General features: G+C 64.2%; 17 protein-coding genes. 10 read left to right on the top strand and 7 right to left on the bottom strand.

Annotated features, from left to right (window positions below; genetic code table 11):
* Positions 1-246 precede the first annotated feature (246 nt).
* Positions 247-783: a nickel insertion protein gene (gene larC, locus MCUHO_RS09575; RefSeq protein WP_084385988.1), complete on the bottom strand. Its 537-nt coding sequence runs from the start codon at positions 781-783 to the stop codon at positions 247-249.
* Entirely contained in the window at positions 681-1,172 is a 492-nt protein-coding gene (locus tag MCUHO_RS09570) for a DUF367 family protein (RefSeq protein ID WP_067077520.1), read from the bottom strand. Before MCUHO_RS09570 ends, larC begins: the two co-directional genes overlap by 103 nt.
* Positions 1,173-1,207: 35 nt before the next feature.
* Here MCUHO_RS09570 and MCUHO_RS09565 point away from each other — a divergent pair, with 35 nt between their 5' ends.
* Positions 1,208-2,047 carry a nucleoside 2-deoxyribosyltransferase gene (locus MCUHO_RS09565; protein WP_067077517.1) on the top strand — a complete coding sequence of 280 codons (840 nt, stop codon included), beginning with the start codon at positions 1,208-1,210 and terminating at the stop codon, positions 2,045-2,047.
* Here MCUHO_RS09565 and MCUHO_RS09560 read toward each other — a convergent pair.
* From MCUHO_RS09560 to MCUHO_RS09550, 3 genes are read right to left on the bottom strand one after another with little or no spacing between them, the layout of a single operon-like run.
* A complete protein-coding gene (locus MCUHO_RS09560) occupies positions 2,039-2,446 on the bottom strand; it encodes an ATP-binding protein (RefSeq protein ID WP_067077514.1) in 408 nt (135 codons plus the stop codon). The genes MCUHO_RS09565 and MCUHO_RS09560 overlap by 9 nt on opposite strands.
* The gene (locus tag MCUHO_RS09555) at positions 2,446-3,813 is read right to left on the bottom strand and encodes a PP2C family protein-serine/threonine phosphatase (protein ID WP_084385987.1); all 1,368 of its coding nucleotides are present in this window, start codon (positions 3,811-3,813) and stop codon (positions 2,446-2,448) included. The genes MCUHO_RS09560 and MCUHO_RS09555 overlap by 1 nt, the downstream gene beginning before the upstream one ends.
* A gap of 25 nt (positions 3,814-3,838) precedes the next feature.
* Positions 3,839-4,195 carry an STAS domain-containing protein gene (locus MCUHO_RS09550; RefSeq protein WP_067077511.1) on the bottom strand — a complete coding sequence of 119 codons (357 nt, stop codon included), beginning with the start codon at positions 4,193-4,195 and terminating at the stop codon, positions 3,839-3,841.
* Between the two features lie 493 nt (positions 4,196-4,688).
* On the opposite strand from MCUHO_RS09550, the gene MCUHO_RS09545 reads away from it, so the two are divergent.
* The 6 genes from MCUHO_RS09545 (at position 4,689) to MCUHO_RS09520 (ending at position 10,952) form a co-directional block, all read left to right on the top strand.
* Positions 4,689-6,365, top strand: a complete 1,677-nt coding sequence (locus MCUHO_RS09545) for a PAS domain S-box protein (RefSeq protein WP_067077509.1) — start codon at positions 4,689-4,691, stop codon at positions 6,363-6,365.
* A gap of 124 nt (positions 6,366-6,489) precedes the next feature.
* Positions 6,490-7,065 (top strand): LemA family protein, encoded by a 576-nt coding sequence (locus MCUHO_RS09540; protein WP_067077506.1) that lies wholly within the window; start codon positions 6,490-6,492, stop codon positions 7,063-7,065.
* 6 nt (positions 7,066-7,071) lie between these two features.
* Positions 7,072-8,898, top strand: a complete 1,827-nt coding sequence (locus MCUHO_RS09535) for a DUF2207 domain-containing protein (RefSeq protein ID WP_067077504.1) — start codon at positions 7,072-7,074, stop codon at positions 8,896-8,898.
* A gap of 121 nt (positions 8,899-9,019) precedes the next feature.
* A complete protein-coding gene (locus MCUHO_RS09530) occupies positions 9,020-10,195 on the top strand; it encodes a putative hemolysin (RefSeq protein ID WP_067077501.1) in 1,176 nt (391 codons plus the stop codon).
* An 83-nt stretch (positions 10,196-10,278) separates the two neighbouring features.
* Entirely contained in the window at positions 10,279-10,644 is a 366-nt protein-coding gene (locus MCUHO_RS09525; RefSeq protein ID WP_067077486.1) for an STAS domain-containing protein, read from the top strand.
* Complete coding sequence (locus tag MCUHO_RS09520) at positions 10,641-10,952, top strand: HEAT repeat domain-containing protein (RefSeq protein ID WP_067077483.1); 312 nt, start codon at positions 10,641-10,643, stop codon at positions 10,950-10,952. The genes MCUHO_RS09525 and MCUHO_RS09520 overlap by 4 nt, the downstream gene beginning before the upstream one ends.
* 4 nt (positions 10,953-10,956) lie before the next feature.
* On the opposite strand, the gene MCUHO_RS09515 is transcribed toward MCUHO_RS09520, so the two are convergent.
* Positions 10,957-11,958: a DUF3821 domain-containing protein gene (locus MCUHO_RS09515; RefSeq protein WP_067077480.1), complete on the bottom strand. Its 1,002-nt coding sequence runs from the start codon at positions 11,956-11,958 to the stop codon at positions 10,957-10,959.
* Positions 11,959-12,161: 203 nt separating this feature from the next.
* Between MCUHO_RS09515 and MCUHO_RS09510 the strand changes: the two genes are divergently transcribed.
* Positions 12,162-13,670: an SLC13 family permease gene (locus tag MCUHO_RS09510; RefSeq protein WP_067077477.1), complete on the top strand. Its 1,509-nt coding sequence runs from the start codon at positions 12,162-12,164 to the stop codon at positions 13,668-13,670.
* Between the two features lie 42 nt (positions 13,671-13,712).
* Positions 13,713-15,068 carry a coenzyme F390 synthetase gene (gene ftsA, locus MCUHO_RS09505; protein ID WP_067077473.1) on the top strand — a complete coding sequence of 452 codons (1,356 nt, stop codon included), beginning with the start codon at positions 13,713-13,715 and terminating at the stop codon, positions 15,066-15,068.
* A gap of 13 nt (positions 15,069-15,081) precedes the next feature.
* Here ftsA and MCUHO_RS09500 read toward each other — a convergent pair whose 3' ends face one another.
* Entirely contained in the window at positions 15,082-15,621 is a 540-nt protein-coding gene (locus MCUHO_RS09500; protein WP_067077469.1) for a hypothetical protein, read from the bottom strand.
* A 153-nt stretch (positions 15,622-15,774) separates the two neighbouring features.
* On the opposite strand from MCUHO_RS09500, the gene MCUHO_RS09495 reads away from it, so the two are divergent.
* Positions 15,775-17,418, top strand: coding sequence for an MBL fold metallo-hydrolase (locus MCUHO_RS09495; protein WP_161485895.1), 1,644 nt, complete (start codon positions 15,775-15,777; stop codon positions 17,416-17,418).
* The last annotated feature ends 44 nt before the right edge of the window (positions 17,419-17,462 follow it).

Raw genomic sequence — 17,462 nt, 5'->3', positions numbered from 1 at the left:
TCGAATGGTGTCGAAATATCCTTTTTTTCGCTATCTGGAGCCGCTTTGTGGGAACTTTTCCCGGAACGTCGCCCGGCTCAAAAGGTTTTTGGCGAATCGAGGCAAAAACGGGGGCTGATCGCCGATACGAAATAGAATTGTATAAATATCGCATGCATCATCTAATATCTTGGGGAACTATTACCCCGGTGACATGAGAGAACTGTAGACGCGAGTGGGGCACGTCCCGGAGGGATGTGCTCGAACTCACTCGTCGCGTGCGGTATTTGCCGCGTTTGGGTGGTCGGGTGGGCATCCACCCCCTGCACCCCCTCTAATGGTGGCGCGTTCTCTTTTCCATTCCGATATGCGTAGCCTGACCTCCTCGTCCACGAACCTGAGGGGAATGCCCTCTTCCCGTGCGATCGCGGAGAGGTCGTCGTATTCGGATTTCTCTGCGATTACGCGGCCGTTCACGGTCGAGGTCTTCACCCGGATAGGGTACACCCTGCCGCCGAGACTGACCGGCACCGTCTCCTTCTCCCGGACGGCCACCACCTTCCGAAACTCGTGCACCCGCACCCCGAGCGTCCCGGTCTCTTCCATGAGAACCCGGATCCGGCGGTCTTCCTCCCCTGCCGCAACCATCACCGATACGACGTTGACCGGCCGGTTCTTCTTCCCGAGCGCCGGGGTTCCGGCTACATATACAGCGCCTGAATAGCGACGACCTCGGCGCTGTCCTTTGCCCGCGAGTAGTCCTCGAGGGGGTCGGCGTTCACCTCGAGGAACCGGAGCCCCCACCCGAACGGGGCGAGAACGTCATGCGCCTGCTCCTTCTCGCCGAGGATGTAGAGGGTTGCGGCCATCGCCTCCACCGAGGTGAGCCGGAACGGGCGGCCGAAGTTCACCGGGTTTGCGGCCACCAGGAAGGGGAGCGCCCGGCGGTTGCGCCAGGAGGCGACCGCCCCGGTATCGAGCACCTCCCAGGAGCAGTCGAGCGCTGTTATCGAGGGGAGGTTCCGGTCGGGGGGGGAGACCGCTTGCTCTGCCGTCGGGTCGAGGAGGAGGGTCTGACGGGGGATCTTTGCGATGCTCGTTGCGATCCGGGCAAGCCCGCGCCGGGCGAGTTTCTTCACCGTGCATTTCCGGGGGTCGCAGGTATCGTCCCGGTAGGCGTAGAGCGGTATCATCTGTCTTGTTATGGTACGCCGTCGAGGTACTATCAATGTACGTGCTCGTCGCTCCCTGCATCCAGAACCCCGGGTGCCGCGCCCGCGGGATAACGACCGATGAGGACCTGCGCTATTTTGGCCGGGCTGTAGAGCGGTGCCGGCGCTTCTCGATCGAGATGGTCCCACTCCCCTGCCCGGAGACGATCTACCTCGGCGCCGACCGCCCGCCGGGTTCGTTCGTCGAGCGGCTCGCGACCGACGAGTTTGCCGCGCTCCTTGATGGGCTCGAATCAGAGGTCCGTGCCGCGATACGGGAACGCGGGGAGCCCCCCATCGCCATCGTCGGGGTGGACTCCTCCCCGACCTGCGGGGTGAACGCCACCTACTACTCGTCGGAGAAACAGCCCGGGCGCGGGGCGTTTCTCGCCAGGTTCCCGGATATCCCGGCGATCGACGTGAAGGAGTTCGCCTGCTACCGGGTCTACCTCGCCGCCCCGCTCTTCTCGGAGGCTGAGGTGGCCTACAACCTTGCGCTCCGCGACCTCCTCGAAGCGCACCTCTTCGACGTCTACCTCCCCCAGGAGGTGGGTGACACGAGCCACACCCGGTGCCGGGAGGAGCACCTGGCCATCTTTGCTCAGCACACCGCGGTGCTCCGCGAGATCGATACCGTCGTCGCCGTCATCGACGGCGCGGACGCCGATTCCGGAACCTCGTGGGAGATGGGGTACGCGTATGGCCTTGGAAAGAAGGTCGTCGCGCTCCGCACCGACTTCCGGATTGCCGGGCATCACGAGCAGGTCAACCTGATGCTCGAAGAGTCCGCGGTCGTGGTCACGAGAAAAGTGGATCTCCCCCGGGCGCTCGGGTCGCCGCTCCTGGCCTCAAGGTGACGCCGGCCGCTTCTTCTCCATCGAGAGGACGTTCCTCTCACCTTCGCGGGCGTAGGCCACGCTGTCCGTCACCGTCCGGATGAAGTGGATCCCGAGCCCCCCGATCGGCCGCTCTTCCACGGGAACGTCGAGAGGCGGCGGCGGGGCGGTGAGCGGGTCGAAGGGGACGCCGTCGTCGGTGATCGTCACGCGGACGGTGTCGTCGTCCGCGGTGCAGGCGATCGTGATCGATCCCGGCTCCCCGGGATACCCGTAAAGGACAATATTGCTGCAGGCTTCGTCGACGGCAAGCTGGATCGCAAAGACGAGCTCGTCGCCGCATCCGGCGAGCGTCTCCGCGAGGAAGTCGGCGATCGCCGTGAGTGCGCCGAGTTCCGCCCGCACGGTGAGTTCCGCCATCAGACCACCCGGAGAATCATGAGGGTCAGGTCATCGAACTGCGGCTCGTCGCCCGAGAACGCCATGACCGCGTCGCGGACTCTCTCGACGATCTCGGCCGGCGGCAGGTCAAGAGAGGCCGAGGCGGTCTCTATCAGCCGCTCCTCCCCGAACTGCTCTTCATCGGGGTTGATCGCCTCGGTGACGCCGTCGGTGTAGAGGAGGACGAGGTCGCCGCTCACAAGATGGATCGTCTCCTCGCCGTACTCGGCCTCCGGCATGACCCCGAGGATGATCCCGGTTCCTTTCAGCCCTGTGGGCCGGCCGCTGCCCGGCCGGAAGAGGAGCGGCGGGTTGTGCCCCGCGTTGACGTAGGTGAGTGTCTTCTTGCCCGGGTCGGCGACCGCGTAGAAGAGGGTGACGAACATCCCGGACTTCGCGTCCTCGGCTATCAGCATATTGGCCTCGGTGACGGCGTCGCGGGCACTCCGCGGGATCAGCGAGTTCGCCCGTAGCACCGTCCGCGAGAGCGCCATAAAGAGCGCCGCCGGGACGCCTTTTCCCGAGACGTCGGCTATGACAAAGGCTGTCCGGCCGCCGGGAAGGGGGATCGCGTCGTAGAAGTCCCCGCCGACCTCCTTTGCCGGGAGCGAGAGGGCGGCGAGTTCGAAGCCCGGAACTTCCGGCAGCCGTTCGGGGAGGAAACTCATCTGGATATCGTGCGCGATCTTCAGTTCGGCCTTTTTACGCTCGAGTTCCGAGAGGAAGGAGTCGCGCTCATCCTTCGTCTGCCGCTCGGCGATCAGATTCCCGATGATGAACGCGAAGATGAAGACCCCGGTGGCATTGGCGATGATCATCGGGACGGCCACTCCCTCAACGACCCCGAGCGCCTGCTCGAAGGGCCGGCAGAGGAGGAGGGTGATCCCCATGTGGAGCGCCTCCATCCCGACGGCGAAGAGGACTGCGCCGTGCATCCCGATGAATCTGCGGCCGGCAAGGAGGAAGATCAGCCCCCCGAAGAGCCCCGCGAGGATGGTCGCGGTTGCACACGGGACGGCGGTGAACCCCCCGAGGGAGAAGCGGTATGCTGCGCCGATCAGACCGGCGCCGAGCCCCACCACCGGCCCGCAGGCGAGCCCGCCGACCATGGGGCCGAGGTCGCGGACGTTTGCCGTGGCCCCGAGGATGGTGATGCCGCTCTCGGTGCCGTAGATGGAGAGCGCTCCGAAGAGGAGGATGAGGGTCACCTGGCCCTTCCAGGTGAAGATCCCGTTGAGCACCTGCGTAAACGACTTCGTCCGTGTGATCAGGTAGGCGACCACGATGATGACGCAGATCATCTGCAGGAGCACGAAGAACATATCGCCGAAGCCGGAGAACGCCATGCCGGTCTACCGCCCGTGGTGCCGCTCAGGACTCCGCTGGAAATCCGGCAAGTGCGGTTGCCTCGTCGGGAGAGAGCGAGAAGATCCGGTGGAACCCCGCCATGGTGAAGACCTCGAGGATCTGCGGCTGTGCGCAGGCGATCCGGAATGTGCCACCGTCGGCCTTCAGCCGCTTCAGCGCGGCAAGCAGCACCCGGAGCCCGGAACTGCTGATGTAGTCGAGGTCACAGAGGTTGACGAGGAGGTTTCTCCCTCCGGCGTCGAGCACCTTGTTGATCCGCTCCTGTACCGTCTCCGAGGAGCCTGCGTCCAGCCGCCCTTTCACCGCGATGATATCGACATTGCTGGCCCGTCTCTCGGTGATCTCAACGTGTCCGCTCATTTGATGAGTTTTTTGTTCTGATGAAAGATAGATGTTGCTCTCTGTTTTCGGGCGTCTTAGAGGAAGAGAACAAAAAAAGGGATATTATCGGGTGTGTGATAACCATCCGGTGTCTGCGGGGAGGTTTCGGGGCGGTTGTGCCGCCCGCCCCGGTGCCGCAGTTCACCGTGCCGGTATGAGTGTTCTAGAGAGGTGTGCCTGTGTGCACCGGGTCTCTTCCGGTGCATCGTGACGTTGATGCAGTCTGCGTGGTGAATGTTCCGTTCACCGATCCCAGCCGTTCCTGTGCCGGCCCGGCCCGGACCGCTGTGCCTGCGCGATCCGGTTTGTCGGAGAGATTCCCCGTCTCTCGACTCTGGGGATCATATGTTGATCGGGGGGATATTTATTGTTTTCGGCCATTGCCTTGCATTGATGTGTGGCGTTGCGTGTAGCGACATAGCATGCAGCACTGCAAAACGCTATATCTCCCGGCACGAAACACTCTTTTCACATGGATCCCACTACCGACGCACTCTCTCTCCTGCTCCGGGCCTTAAAAGAGCACCCGCGTGGCATGTCGGTCTCCGATCTTGCCGCCGCCGTCGGGATCAATCGAAACACCGTCTCCCGGTACCTCGATGTCCTCCTGGTATCGGGCCAGGTAGAGATGGAGACCTACGGGAAGGCCAAGGTCTTCTACCTCTCGCAGAGGGTTCCCATCGCCGCCATGCTCAACTTCTCGTCGGATCTCGTGCTGGTGCTCGACCGGGACCGCCGGATCGTCCAGGCGAACGATGCCGTCTGTTCGTTTTCAGGGAGGGAGCGGGATGACATCATCGGGAACTCCATCGAGACGTCGCCGCTCGCCGCGTTCGATCACCCGCTGATACGGAGCCGGATCACCGACGCCCTGGGCGGCCGCGAGGTCACCGAAGAACTCCGGTTCCTGCGTCACGACGAGGAACTCTTCTTCAGGATCAAGTTCCTCCCCACCGTCTTCAACGACGGAGCGCCGGGCGTCACCATCATCCTCGAGGAGATCACCGAGGGACGGCGGGCGGAGGAGGCCCTGCGCGAGAGCGAGCTCCTCTTTAGGAGCCTCGTCGAGAACATCAGCGACCTTATCCTGAACGTCGACGAGATCTGCACGTTCACCTATGTCAGCCCGAAAAGCCGGGAGATCCTCGGCTACGCACCTGAAGAGATGCTCCGAAAGACACCCTGCGACTTCATGCCCCCGGAGAAGGCGGAGCCGGTTCGGGAACAGTTTGCCGCACTTTTAGCCGAACCAAGACCGGGGGTTCTCTTCGAATGGACGATGCTCCATCGGGACGGGAGCCCCGTCGTCCTCGAGGTGAGCGCAACGCCGGTCTACGACGTGATCGGCGACTTCACCGGCTACCGGATGGTCTGCCGCGACGTCACCGAACGGGCGCGTGCCGCAAAGCGGGTGGGCCAGTGGAAGTCGTTCCTCTACTCGGTGGTCAACAACATCCCGAGCATGGTCTTCGTTCGGGAGGTGGAGGGAAACACCTTCGTCTTCTCGAATAAGGCCGCCGAGACGTTCCTTGGGTTGACGCAGGAGGAGATGACGGGAAGACAGGCTGCGGAGATCTTCCCGCCGGAGATGGCGGCTTTCTTCGCCGACGGAGACCGGGAACTGGTGGAGCGGGCGGCCGCCCTTGAGAAAGAGATCCGGATCGGGGGCGGGCGGACGCTCTCCGTGAAGAAGATCCCGATCTTCAGCTCACGGGGCATGCTGAAGTACATGCTCGGGATCGCCGAGGACGTCACCGATCGCGCAGCCGCGGAGGTTCTCCTGATCGCCGAGCGCGACCGGGCGCAGGGGTACCTGGAGGCAGCGGGCGTGGTGATCGCGGTGATCCGGGCGGACGGCACCATCGACCTCGTCAACCGGAAGGCGAGCGAGATCCTGGGATACACCGAGAGAGATCTCGCAGGAAAGAACTGGTTTGAGACGGTCGTCCCCGAGCGGCTGCGGAAGCGGCTCGCGCAGAACTTCAGCCGTCTCGTGGCCTGCGGTGCCGAGCCTCCGCCGTTCGAGGAGAGTCCGGTCGTCACGCGGGACGGGCGGGAGCGGCCGATCCTCTGGCACAACGCCCTTCTGCGGGACGCGGACGGCAACGTCGTGGCGATGGTGAGTTCCGGCGAGGAGATCGCCGAGTAGCCGTTTTATCGTGGAAACGCGGTCAAAGCGGGGAACCGCCCAATCCCTTCCGTATCGGTTTTTTTCGCTCCCCCGTGCTGTTTCAAGGGTCACTCCTTAAATACGCCGCGGGGCACATAGAGTAATGGTGACAACATTGGACATCATCTCCCTTGTCCTTATCGTCGTCGTGGTGCTGATCGTCATCGGCATCGTGGCGGCGGCAGTCGGCATCTACAACCGGTTCTTCTCCCTCAAAAACTCCGCCGAAGCGACGGTCGGGCAGGTGAAGGTCGCGATGAAGAAGCGGCTGGACATGATCGAGCAGCTCCTCGGCGCGGTGAAGAGTTACGCAACCTTCGAGAAGGAGACCCTGACCGGGGTGACCGAGATGCGCGCGCGCGTCGGCAGCGCCGGTCCGGGCGACCTGAACGAACTCGAACGCGAGTCCCGCTCGGTTCTCGGGCGGCTGCTCGCCGTCGCGGAGAACTACCCCGATCTCAAGACCTCCCAGACGGTGCAGAACCTGATGGGTGCGATCCAGGGTGTCGAGGACGAGATCGCCCGGCACCGCTACACCTACAACAACATCGCCCAGCAGTACAACACCATGACCGACACGGTTCCCTCGAACCTGATCGCCGGCGTCATGGGCTTTCAGAAACTCGAGTACCTGGAGTTCGGTGAGGAGATCGAACGGGTCCCGACGATAGCGTTCTGATAAACCATGCGGATAACCGAGCGGCAGCAGATTCTCACCCTCCTCGCCGTCACCCTGATTGTCGGGGTGCTGGCGGTCGTCGGAGCGAACGCGCTCCCCGCCCTCTTCCGGGGGAGCCTGGAGGTCGAGCACTACGATGTGGTCTTTTACGAGAACGGAACCCTGATCGAGCGCTACACCTACGATGTCCGCGCCGCGGGCGAGTACCGGATGCTCTTCCGTTACTGGGACGCGCCGCTTGCTTTTTCCGCAATCGATCGGCCGCATATCGAGTTTGTCGGAATGACCGCCCCACCCGGAACCCTCGGCTACGTCAAGGATTACTGGGGAGAGGTGCGGATGGCCGCGGGGAACCCGACTCCGTCCGATATCTCGGCGATCCGGGGCCTTGCGTTCGATAGCGAGGTGGGCCTCTACAACCCCGGCTACTTCGCCCCGGGCACCTACACGGTGGAGTACCGCTACATCGTCCGGCCGCCGATCGAGTATGACGAGGAATGGGCGCACCTGAACCTGAAACTCGTGGACGAGCACGTCTCCTTCCGCAACCTCCGGATCACGCTGCCGTTCGCCGGGCAGATCGAGGAGGTCTACACGTATCCCCCGACCCTTGAGGTCGAGCGGACGGCGGAGTCCGTCGTCGTCACGGGGGCCGCCCCGCAGGACGACGCGCTGAATATCGAGATGATCCTCGATCCCGCCTTCATGGAAGGGATCGAGGGGTTCCCCGAATATGTCCCGGAGGTGCGGCAGCAGACGGCTGACGCTCACCGCTGGCCTCCGGTCCTCTATGCAGCGGCGAACATCCTCTACGTCCTTGCGACCGTCCTCGTCCTCGCGATGCCGTTCATTCTTCTCGGCGTCTACCTCCGCTACGGCAGGGAGAAAGAGTTTACCGTGCCGGAGTACCTGAGTTTCACGCCGAACACCGCGCTCAAGCCCTGGCAGGTGAACCTCCTCTTCAAGGGCGACGCACTTGATTTCGACGAAGACGGGTTCTACGCGACGCTCCTCGATCTTCACCGGCAGAAGAAGATCGTGGTGACGGAGAAGCCGGACGGCAAAGGCGTCACGGTCAGGATCGTCTCGGGAGAATCGACCGATCCCTACGAGCAGCGGGTGCTCAACTTCCTCGGCAATATCGCCGACGATCACGTCGTGGACACCGCCGAACTCGAGGAGTTTGCCCGGACCGCCCGGCGGAGCCCCGGCTACCAGCACCGGATCGTGCAATACCAGCAGTCTCTTGCCGGCCTGACCCGGGACGTGGACGCCTCGCTCGCCCACCGGTATATCAAGGACGGCCGGACGATGATCCTCCCGCTCGTCTTCCTCGGTGCCATCCCGTGCGGGCTTGCCATCCTCGCGTTCATCTTCGCGCCGGGAGCGGCTTATCTCCTGATCCCGGCGGGTATCCTCTCCTTCGTCGCCGCGGTCCAGGTCGGGATCGCGGCCCTCTACCCCTCGACGCTCTTTGGGTTCTGGAAGGGCGATCATTACAAGGAGAAACTCGAGTGGGACGCGTTCTCCTACTTCCTCTCGGATCTCGCGCTGATCCGGCAGTATTCCCCCGCCGACCTCTCGATGTGGGGGGAGTGGCTGGTCTACGGGACGGCGCTCGGCCTCGGCGATAAGGTGGAGGAGGCGATGAAGAACCTGCGTATCAACCTCCCCGACGTCGGGGTGCCCCTCTACTCGAACATGCCGGTGATCTTTGCCCCGATCGTCCTCTACTCCCCGCCGTCGAGCGGCGGCGGCAGCGGCGGGTTCGGTGGCGGCGGGTCGTTCGGCGGTGGCGGCGGCTTTGGGGGCGGCGGCGTCGGGGGGCGCTGACGCTCGTCTTCGATCCTTTTTTCACCCGATACATGGCTTTCCCGTCAAATAAGTCCGAATTTGTTCGTAGTTAAGGAAACCTACTTACCTCTGACCGGGTAATGTATTTCTGTTGAAGCCTATGACGGGATCCTATCCGAACTACCTGGTAATCTTCTGCGTTCTCTTCGGGGCTGTCGCTGCATGCGGGTGCATGGCTGCCGGAGGAGAGGACGAGCCGGCCGTTCGCATCTCCGGGAACGGCACGATCACGTTCGTCGATCTTGAAGGCGGGTTCTACGGGATCGTCGCCGATGACGGCGAGCGCTACCTCCCCGCCGACCTCCCGACAGAATGCCGGCAGGACGGCCTCCGTGTCGCGTTCGCCGTCGAACCCGCGAGCGAGACGGCAACCATCCAGCAGTGGGGGACGCCGGTCGAGATAGTCGAGATCGCGGCGGGCGACACCCGCCGGACGGTCGCGGCGAACGCTACGGTCACCTACATCGACCTCGAGGGCGGGTTCTACGGCCTCGTCACCGACGACGGCAGGAAATTCCTGCCCGGAAACCTTCCGGCGGAGTACCGGCAGGACGGTCTTTTAGTGCAGTTCAGCGCCGATGTGCAGGACGATGCCGCGGGGATCGGGATGTGGGGAATTCCTGTGGAGATCCGGTCGATCGAACTGGTTGAAGGCGTCCTTCTCGTCTCCGGGAACGCCACGGTCACCTACATCGATCTCGAGGGTGGGTTCTACGGCCTCGTCGCCGACGACGGCAACTACCTCCCGCTCGACCTGAACGAGTCTTGGCAGGCTGACGGCACGAACGTGACGTTCGTCGCCCGGATCAAGGAGAACACCATGACCATCCAGCAGTGGGGCACCCCCGTTGAAGTCATCGCCATCGAGAGGGCAGGGAACGCGACCTACGTCGCAAAGACCGGGACGGTCACCTATATCGACCTCGAGGGCGGATTTTACGGGATCGTCGCCGACGACGGGGAGCGCTACCTCCCGCTCGATCTCGCCGAGACCTACCGCGTCGACGGGCTGCGGCTCACCTTCGTCGGGGAAGTCGCCCGCGACACCATGACCATCCAGCAGTGGGGAACCCCGGTCGAAGTCATCGCCGTCCCGTGGATCTCCACCGCGTGCAGCACATGTGCCGGCATCGCGAACCCGGCCGCGGTCTGGTGCATCGAGCAGGGGCACACCTACGAGATCCGGAAGAACCCCGACGGCAGCGAGTACGGCGTCTGCATCTTTGCAAACGGGACCGTTATCGACGCGTGGGATTACTACCGGCAGACTCACTGACCTCTTTTTTCAAAAAGCGTAACTGTGGTGCAGGCCCCGGTGAAAAAGCGAGTGCTTTTCCCCTCTTCACGCCGATAAAAATCATGGACGTAACGGTCAGTGAGCGGGACGATACGGCAATCGTCTCGGTTGACGGCAGAATCGATGCGGAATCGGCAGAGCGCCTGGATACGGCAATTTCTGCGGTGCTGGCGCGGGGCGGGAAACGGGTGCTCGTGAACCTGGAGAAGGCGGCCTACATGAGCAGCAGCGGTCTCAGGGTGCTGCTCGGAAAGTTCCGCGCTCTGAGGAGGGTGGATGGAGAGATGGCGCTCTGCTCGCTCCAGCCCGATGTCTACAAGGTCTTCCTGCTCGCGGGTGTCCACGAGGTCTTCCCGATCTACGTGGGTCTCGACGAGATCCTGGCTACGGGTGACGAGGAGCCGGAAGAGGAGAAGACGTCCCCGTGACGGCGGGTGCCGGGGCGCTGATCCGGACTCTCCGCGACGGAGAGACTGCCGACCGGATGACGGCTGCGGCGGAGCTCGCCACCCTCGGGCGGGACGCCCTTCCGCCGCTTCTTTCCGCGCTCGACGATCCCGAGCCCCGCCTCCGGATGTGGGCGGCCTACACCCTCGGGATGATCGGAGATGCCGAAGCGGCTCCGGCGCTCATGGAGGCGCTCGAGGATACCGATCCGGGCGTCGCAAGATGGGCGGCGGCCGCCCTCCGCCGCATCAGGGACGCGGCCGGCGGCTGCGGCTGCCGGTTCTGCTGATCTTTTACCGCCGCCTGCCGGCGAGCGCCAGGGCGAACCCGACCGCCGCTACGGCCAGGGCGGCCGGGAGCGGCGCTGCGGTCGGTGTCGGGGTTGCCGGTTCCGCCGTCGCGGTGGGTGTCGGCGTCATTGTCGGTTCGGTCGTGGGCACGGTCGTCGGGGGTGCGGTGGTCGGCGCCGGAGTTGCCGTCGGCGTGGCCGTCACGGTTGCGGTGGGCGTCGGCGTCGTATCCACCCCGACGCGGTTTGCTACCGTGAACGTCACCGGTTTGGAGTCGGGAGCACTGCCGTCAAACCCGGCCGGCATCCTCCATACCGCTCTGACGGAGTAGGTTCCCGGTTCGCCGATATCCCCAAGCCGAACCGCGCCGGGTCTGCCGGAGTCGTCGGTGTAGAACCGGGTGGAACTGACGTTCAGCCCGGCCAGGTTGACCCCGCCGATCCTCGTCGTCTCCGCACCGCCCGGCGTGGTGAGCAGGATATCGATCGTCGCCGGGTAGACCCCGTTCGCCTGGTAATACGCCCCGACGTCGGGAGCGGAGACCCTGAACGCTATCCGGGTGTTCGGGGAGACGGTCAGCCCTTCCAGCGGCTCGTTGTGGTAGGGGTTCGCGAGCACCACGTCGAGGAAGAGCATCGGTTCGCGGATCATGACCTCGCCCGTCGCCCCGTCCGTGGGGTTGAAGGCGTAGTAGGTTCCGTAGTCTTCCCGCACCTGGAACTCCTGCACCTCGAAGTTCGTGTCGTCGGCGACCGGGATGCTTCTCTCGACTCCCCGGTCGGGTCTGTCGTCCTGATATCGCCGCAGCTCCGTGACGGGGTTATTCGTGGTCGCGTTACGGAGTTGCGAGAGGTCGAGCCCCTCTTCGTAGACGAAGATCGCATCGTGAGGCTGGATGTCGCGGACAGTCGGCCCGCGGGCTCCGGCCTGCCCCACACAGAGGGCGATGATGCAGACGGCGAGGAGGATGACGGGGCCTCGCCTGCGGATCCACTCTGGTGTCATGGTATTCCGTATGGCTGATTCTGCTGATATAGGTTGGTACGGTGGCGCGACGACTCATCCCCGTCGGAACCGGTTCCGGCTGCACTCCGATCGCCCTGTAACGGCAAAGCTGTGTTTAATATGCTCTAATTCTGTTATAATCTTTTAAATGTGCTGGAATTCGATTCCTTACACTTAAATAATTTCTTCTCCAATTTCTGATAATGAGCAGGGTCGCCTTCATCATCGCATCAATCCTCGTCTTCTTCGTGGTTCTGGCGATTCCCGTCGATCCCACCGTCCTCGCGCCCGAGGCCAAAGCCGTCGCGGCAGTGACCATCCTGATGGTTCTCCTCTGGGTCACGGGCGTCATCCCCCTCGAGGCGACCGCCCTGCTTCCGCTGGTCCTCTTCCCGGTGCTCGGGGTTCTCTCGCCGGTGAAGGTGGCGGAATCATACGGCAACGAGGTGATCTTCCTCTTCCTCGGGGGGTTCATCATCGCCATGTCGATGCAGCGGTGGGGCCTGCACCGGCGGATCGCGTTGCATATCATACGTCTCGTGGGGACGAGCCCGAGGCGCCTGGTGCTCGGGTTCATGGTCGCTACCACGTTCCTCTCGATGTGGATCTCAAACACTGCAACAGCGATGATGATGATCCCGATCGCGGTCGCGATCATCCTGACGATCATTCCCGGGACCGACAAAGCCCTTGAGAATCTCGACAGGAAAGAGCAGGCTCTCGCCCGGTGCCTCCTCCTCTCCATCCCCTACGCCGCGAGCATCGGGGGGATCGCCACGATCATCGGCACGCCCCCGAACGGGATCTTCATCTCCCAGCTCGCGACGATCTTTCCCGACGCGCCCACCATCGATTTCTTCACCTGGATGAAGTTCGGCGTCCCGTTCGCCGCCGTATTCCTCATCCTTGCCTGGCTCTGGCTGATCGAGGTTCCCTACCGGCAGATGGGATCGAGCCTCCCAAGCGCCCGGGAGATCATCCGCGAGGAGCTCGAGAAACTCGGTTCGATCTCCACCGGGGAGCGGTGGACGCTGATCGTCTTTACCCTGACCGCCCTCGCCTGGGTCTTCGAGCAGACGAAGGAGATCGGCGGGTTCGTCATCCCCGGCCTCGATATGATCTTCCCCGGGATCAAGGACTCCACCATCGCGATCTTTGGTGCTCTCCTCCTCTTCGTCCTTCCGGTCGACGCGAAGAAGGGCATCTTTACGATGGAGTGGGAGTGGGCGGTGAAGATCCCCTGGGGGATCCTCCTCCTCTTCGGCGGCGGTATCGCCCTCTCGAACGGGTTCCTCGCGAGCGGACTCGCCGCGGCGATCGTCGAGTCGCTCACGCTCATCCACGGGCTCCCGGTCATCCTCCTGATCCTCATCGTGGCGCTGGGGGTCTCGTTTGCCTCGGAGATCGCCTCGAACACGGCCATGGCCGCCGTCCTGATGCCGATCATGGCGGTCACTGCCGTCAGCATGGGCTTGAACCCGATCGTCCTGATGATGACCGCCGCGGTCTGCGCCTCGATGGCGTTCATGCTCCCGGTCGCCACCCCGCCGAACGCCGTCGCCTACGGGAGCGGCTACATCACCGCAAGAGATCTGCTCCGGTCCGGTTGGGCGCTCGACCTCATCGGCGTGGCGCTCTGGATGATCTGCCTCTACACGATCGTCCTCTGGGCGCTCGGGGTTCCCCTGGAGATTCCCGCCTGGGCGCTCTGATCCCCCGGCACCTATTTTATCCCCTGCGCCTATCCCGGCCGGATGACAGGCAACCGATATCATGACCCGGCGGTGGAGACGCTTGCGCGATCGGATCTCGATACGCTGATCGACGAGCGGATCCGCCTGACCATCCGGTATGCGAGGGAGCACTCGCCCTTCTACCGCCGGTGGTTCGAGCGGCACAACATCCGCCCGGAGGCTATCCGGGAGCACGAGGATCTCCGTGACCTCCCCATCATCTCCGGGGCGACGATCCGGCGGTACCAGCCCCCGCACGAAGAGGAGTTCTGCTTCAAGAGCGTCCCCTGGGAGGCGGTCTTCACAGTCAACGAGACCTCAGGGACGAGCGGTATCCCGAAGAGTTTCTTCCTCACCTGGGAGGACTGGGAGCGGTATGCGGAGAAGTACGCCCGGCTCTTCATATCGCAGGGGTTCGAGGCCGGCGACCGGGTGGTGGTCTGCGCCTCCTACGGGATGAACGTCGGCGCGAACACCATGACCCTCGCCGCCCGGGACATCGGGATGGCGATCGTCCCGGAGGGGAAGTGCACCTTCCCGGTCAGGGTGATGGAACAGTACCGCCCGACGGCGTTGATCGGGAGCGTCTTCAAGTTTCTGCGGCTCGCCCGCAGGATGGAGGCGGAAGGGCACCCGCCACAGGACGCGGGCGTGAAACGCCTCGTCGTCGGGGGCGAGAGTTTCGCCCCGGAGTCGAGGCGCTACCTGGAGGAGGTCTGGGGATGCCCGGTCTACAACTCCTACGGGAGCACCGAGGGGACGATGTGCGGCGAGTGCATCCGCCAGGCAGGGCTGCACGTCCCCGAGGATCTGGTTCACTTCGACCTCTACGACCCCGGGATGAACCGGTTCGTCCATGACGGCGAAACCGGGCGGCTGGTCTATACGACGCTCCTTGCGCCGGGAAAGAGGGCGGGGACGCTCCTCATCAACTACGATACGGAGGATACCTGCTCGGTCGTCTCCCGGGAGCGGTGCGGGTGCGGCCGGACGCACATGCGGATCGCCTCCCCCCGGCGGGAGGCGGAGACGATCCGGATCGGGGATATCGCGCTCAACCGCGTGGACGTGGAGGCGGCGGTCTTTGCGCCCGAGAACATGGCCTACCTGAACGGGGAGTACGAGGCGTTCGTCTACGGTGGCGACGAGGCGGGGGAGACCGTCCTCCGGGTGAGCATGGAGTGTCTCGATCCCGCCCGCGTTGATCCGGCGGCGGTTGAGGAGACTTTCATCGCTGCCCTTTTGCGGTCGGTTCCGGCCCTTTCGGGGGCATACGAGGACGGATCGCTGCAGATCCTCTGCAGCGTCACGCCGCCGGGCGGGCTCGAGCTCCACCGGGCGCCCGGCCGGCCGAAGCGGATCGTCGACCGGCGGTGAGGTGTATCCTCCCCTACCGCCGCCGCACCAGGTAGCCGACCAGCCCCGCTGCGAGGGCCGTCGCCGCCGGGAGAACGGATCCTGCCGCGGTCGGCGTGGGGCTTGCCGTCGTCGTCGGCGGCGGCGTGGTGGCGGCCGGGGTTCCCGTCGGCGTCGGGGTCGCCGCCCCCGCCTCGACGACGGTGAAGGTGGTGCTTGCGGTGGCGCCGCCCTCGACCCAGTCCACGGTCACGGTGTACTCCCCGGGCTCGAACCCGGTCGTATCGACCTCGAACGACCAGGTGTTCGCGGTATCGTTCCCCGCTTCTACGACGGCCGTCCCCGACGTCCCTCCCTGCACTGAGGCGTTCCCCGGCCCGAACCCGACCGGCGTCACCTCCACAAGCAGGCGGTTGCCGGGGGCGAGGTTCGTCGTCCCGCCGATGGTGACCGTCTCGTTGGCGGCGATGGTCCCTATCTCGTCGATGCCCGTCTGCTGTGCGGCGGCAGTGCCGCAGATACATGCCGCGAGAACGAGTGCGGCTGCGATTCCGGCAAATCTTCTGAGATTCATGCCTCGTTTCACCTCATCTCTCCATCCTGCACGGGGGGATAAGAACTTACCCGCGCCCGGCCGTCCGACCGGATGATCCCTTTTGGAGAAAAACCAGCCTGTTTTTTCTCTCCTGCAGTGCAACACTGGTCAATTATCCTTGCAGGTACAGACATGCTCCAGGATCAACAATGGCAACCGGTGCCGGGTACAGCCGGTGCCGAGATCTACCCCTTCATCCGGAAACCGGACGTCACCTGTTCGAACGCCTATCTCATCCGGACACCCGGCGAGATCCTGCTCATCGATACGGGGGCGGACGCCGGACAGATGGAGCGGATCCTCGAACTGGTGGGCGACCTTCTTTTGGAGGCACCTCGCCCGATTCTCCTCTTCCTCACCCATTGCCACGCCGACCACTGTTTCCAGGCCATCCGGAACCCCCGGTTCCGGGCCCTCCCGGATCTCAGCATTGCCGCAGAGGAGACGGGCGCGCAGGTGCTTGAATCCGGCGACACCGTCCGGACTGTTGCGGAACTGATGGGGAGGGAGATCGAGCCGCTCCCGGTCGCTCTCCCTCTGCTCGCTATCGGCGACCACGAAACCCTGGAGATAGACGGCGCCGCTCTCCTCCACCGGCAACAGATACCGCTCCGTTCCGGCGATACTCTTACGGTCTATCATACACCGGGGCATTCACCCGATAGTATCTGTATTCGACTCGGCGAATACCTCTTCATCGGCGACCTCCTCTTCTCCGCGAGCCCCGGAGTTGCCGGGCTTTCGGGGTGGGATCAGCCGGCGCTGCTCGAGACCGTAGGGAGGGTCAGGTGGATCTTCGCCAACGAGCCCGTCAGCCTCTGCTGCCCGGGCCACGGCAGGTGTGTCGCGGCTACGGCGATGCCGGGGCTCCTCGACCGGCTCGAGAGGGATGCTGCGGAGCTCGCCAGCATAGGCCCCTTCGACCGAGGACGGCTCGATGACTCGCTGGAGCACGCCGTCGACCTGCTCCAGGAGGTCAACCGGATCTTTGCAGCGGTTTCAGGGCGGCTTTACGCCCTCGCCTACCGCCTCGAAGAACTCGGTGAGGATGAAGAGGCCCGGCGCTACCAGGAACTTCTGGAGTCCGACCAGATTGACGGTGTCCTTGCGGACTTTTCACAGTTTGCCGACGAGTTCAACGCGGGAAAGAGGCTCAAGGTCCAGCTCGTTCTCAAAGCGGTTCAGGCGATCCAGCGGATCGAGACCCACTTTGCAGGCGACCGGCTGAACCACGTCGTCGATGCAGCGCTCCTCCGCCGGGCTGATCGTCTGCTCACCGATTTCATGAACACGGTCTTCGGGTACCGGGACGCCGGCTGCCTCTCCTCCGTGGATCCCCCGTCGATGCTTCGCGAGATCGCCGCCGCGGTCTCGACACCCCCGTTCTCGGACGAGGCGTTCATCGAAGCGGCGGACGATCCGGTGGCATACCGGGCGGAACTCGTCTCCCGTCTCGCCTACCTCCCGCTCCTGGAGGACGTCGAGCTCGTTTTAGATGCCGTAGGATCTTTCCCGCCGGTGCTGGTCGACCGGGAACGGTTCAGCGACGAGGTCGTCGGTGTCCTCGAGGGTATGGCGGCCGCCGGCGCCCGCGAGATCCGGCTCGTTCTCCGGCGGGAGGAGGATACCGCCGGGCTCCTGATCGAGGCGTCCGTTCCCCTCTCCCCCCGGAGAATCCGGTTCTACCGGCGGAAGTTCGGACTCTCAGGAGCGGCGCTTGCGGTCTCCGGGGATGGTGCCGGCCTCTTCCTGCTCTTCAAGCCCGCTTCCTCCTGACCCTCCCTCTCCCGGGGCAAGATACTTACCCTCGGCCCCCGTAG

The sequence above is a fragment of the Methanoculleus horonobensis genome, from assembly GCF_001602375.1.
Lineage (GTDB): Archaea > Halobacteriota > Methanomicrobia > Methanomicrobiales > Methanoculleaceae > Methanoculleus > Methanoculleus horonobensis.
The sequence above is the reverse complement of the archived record's forward strand: the minus strand, read 5'-3'. Positions and strand labels throughout refer to the sequence as shown.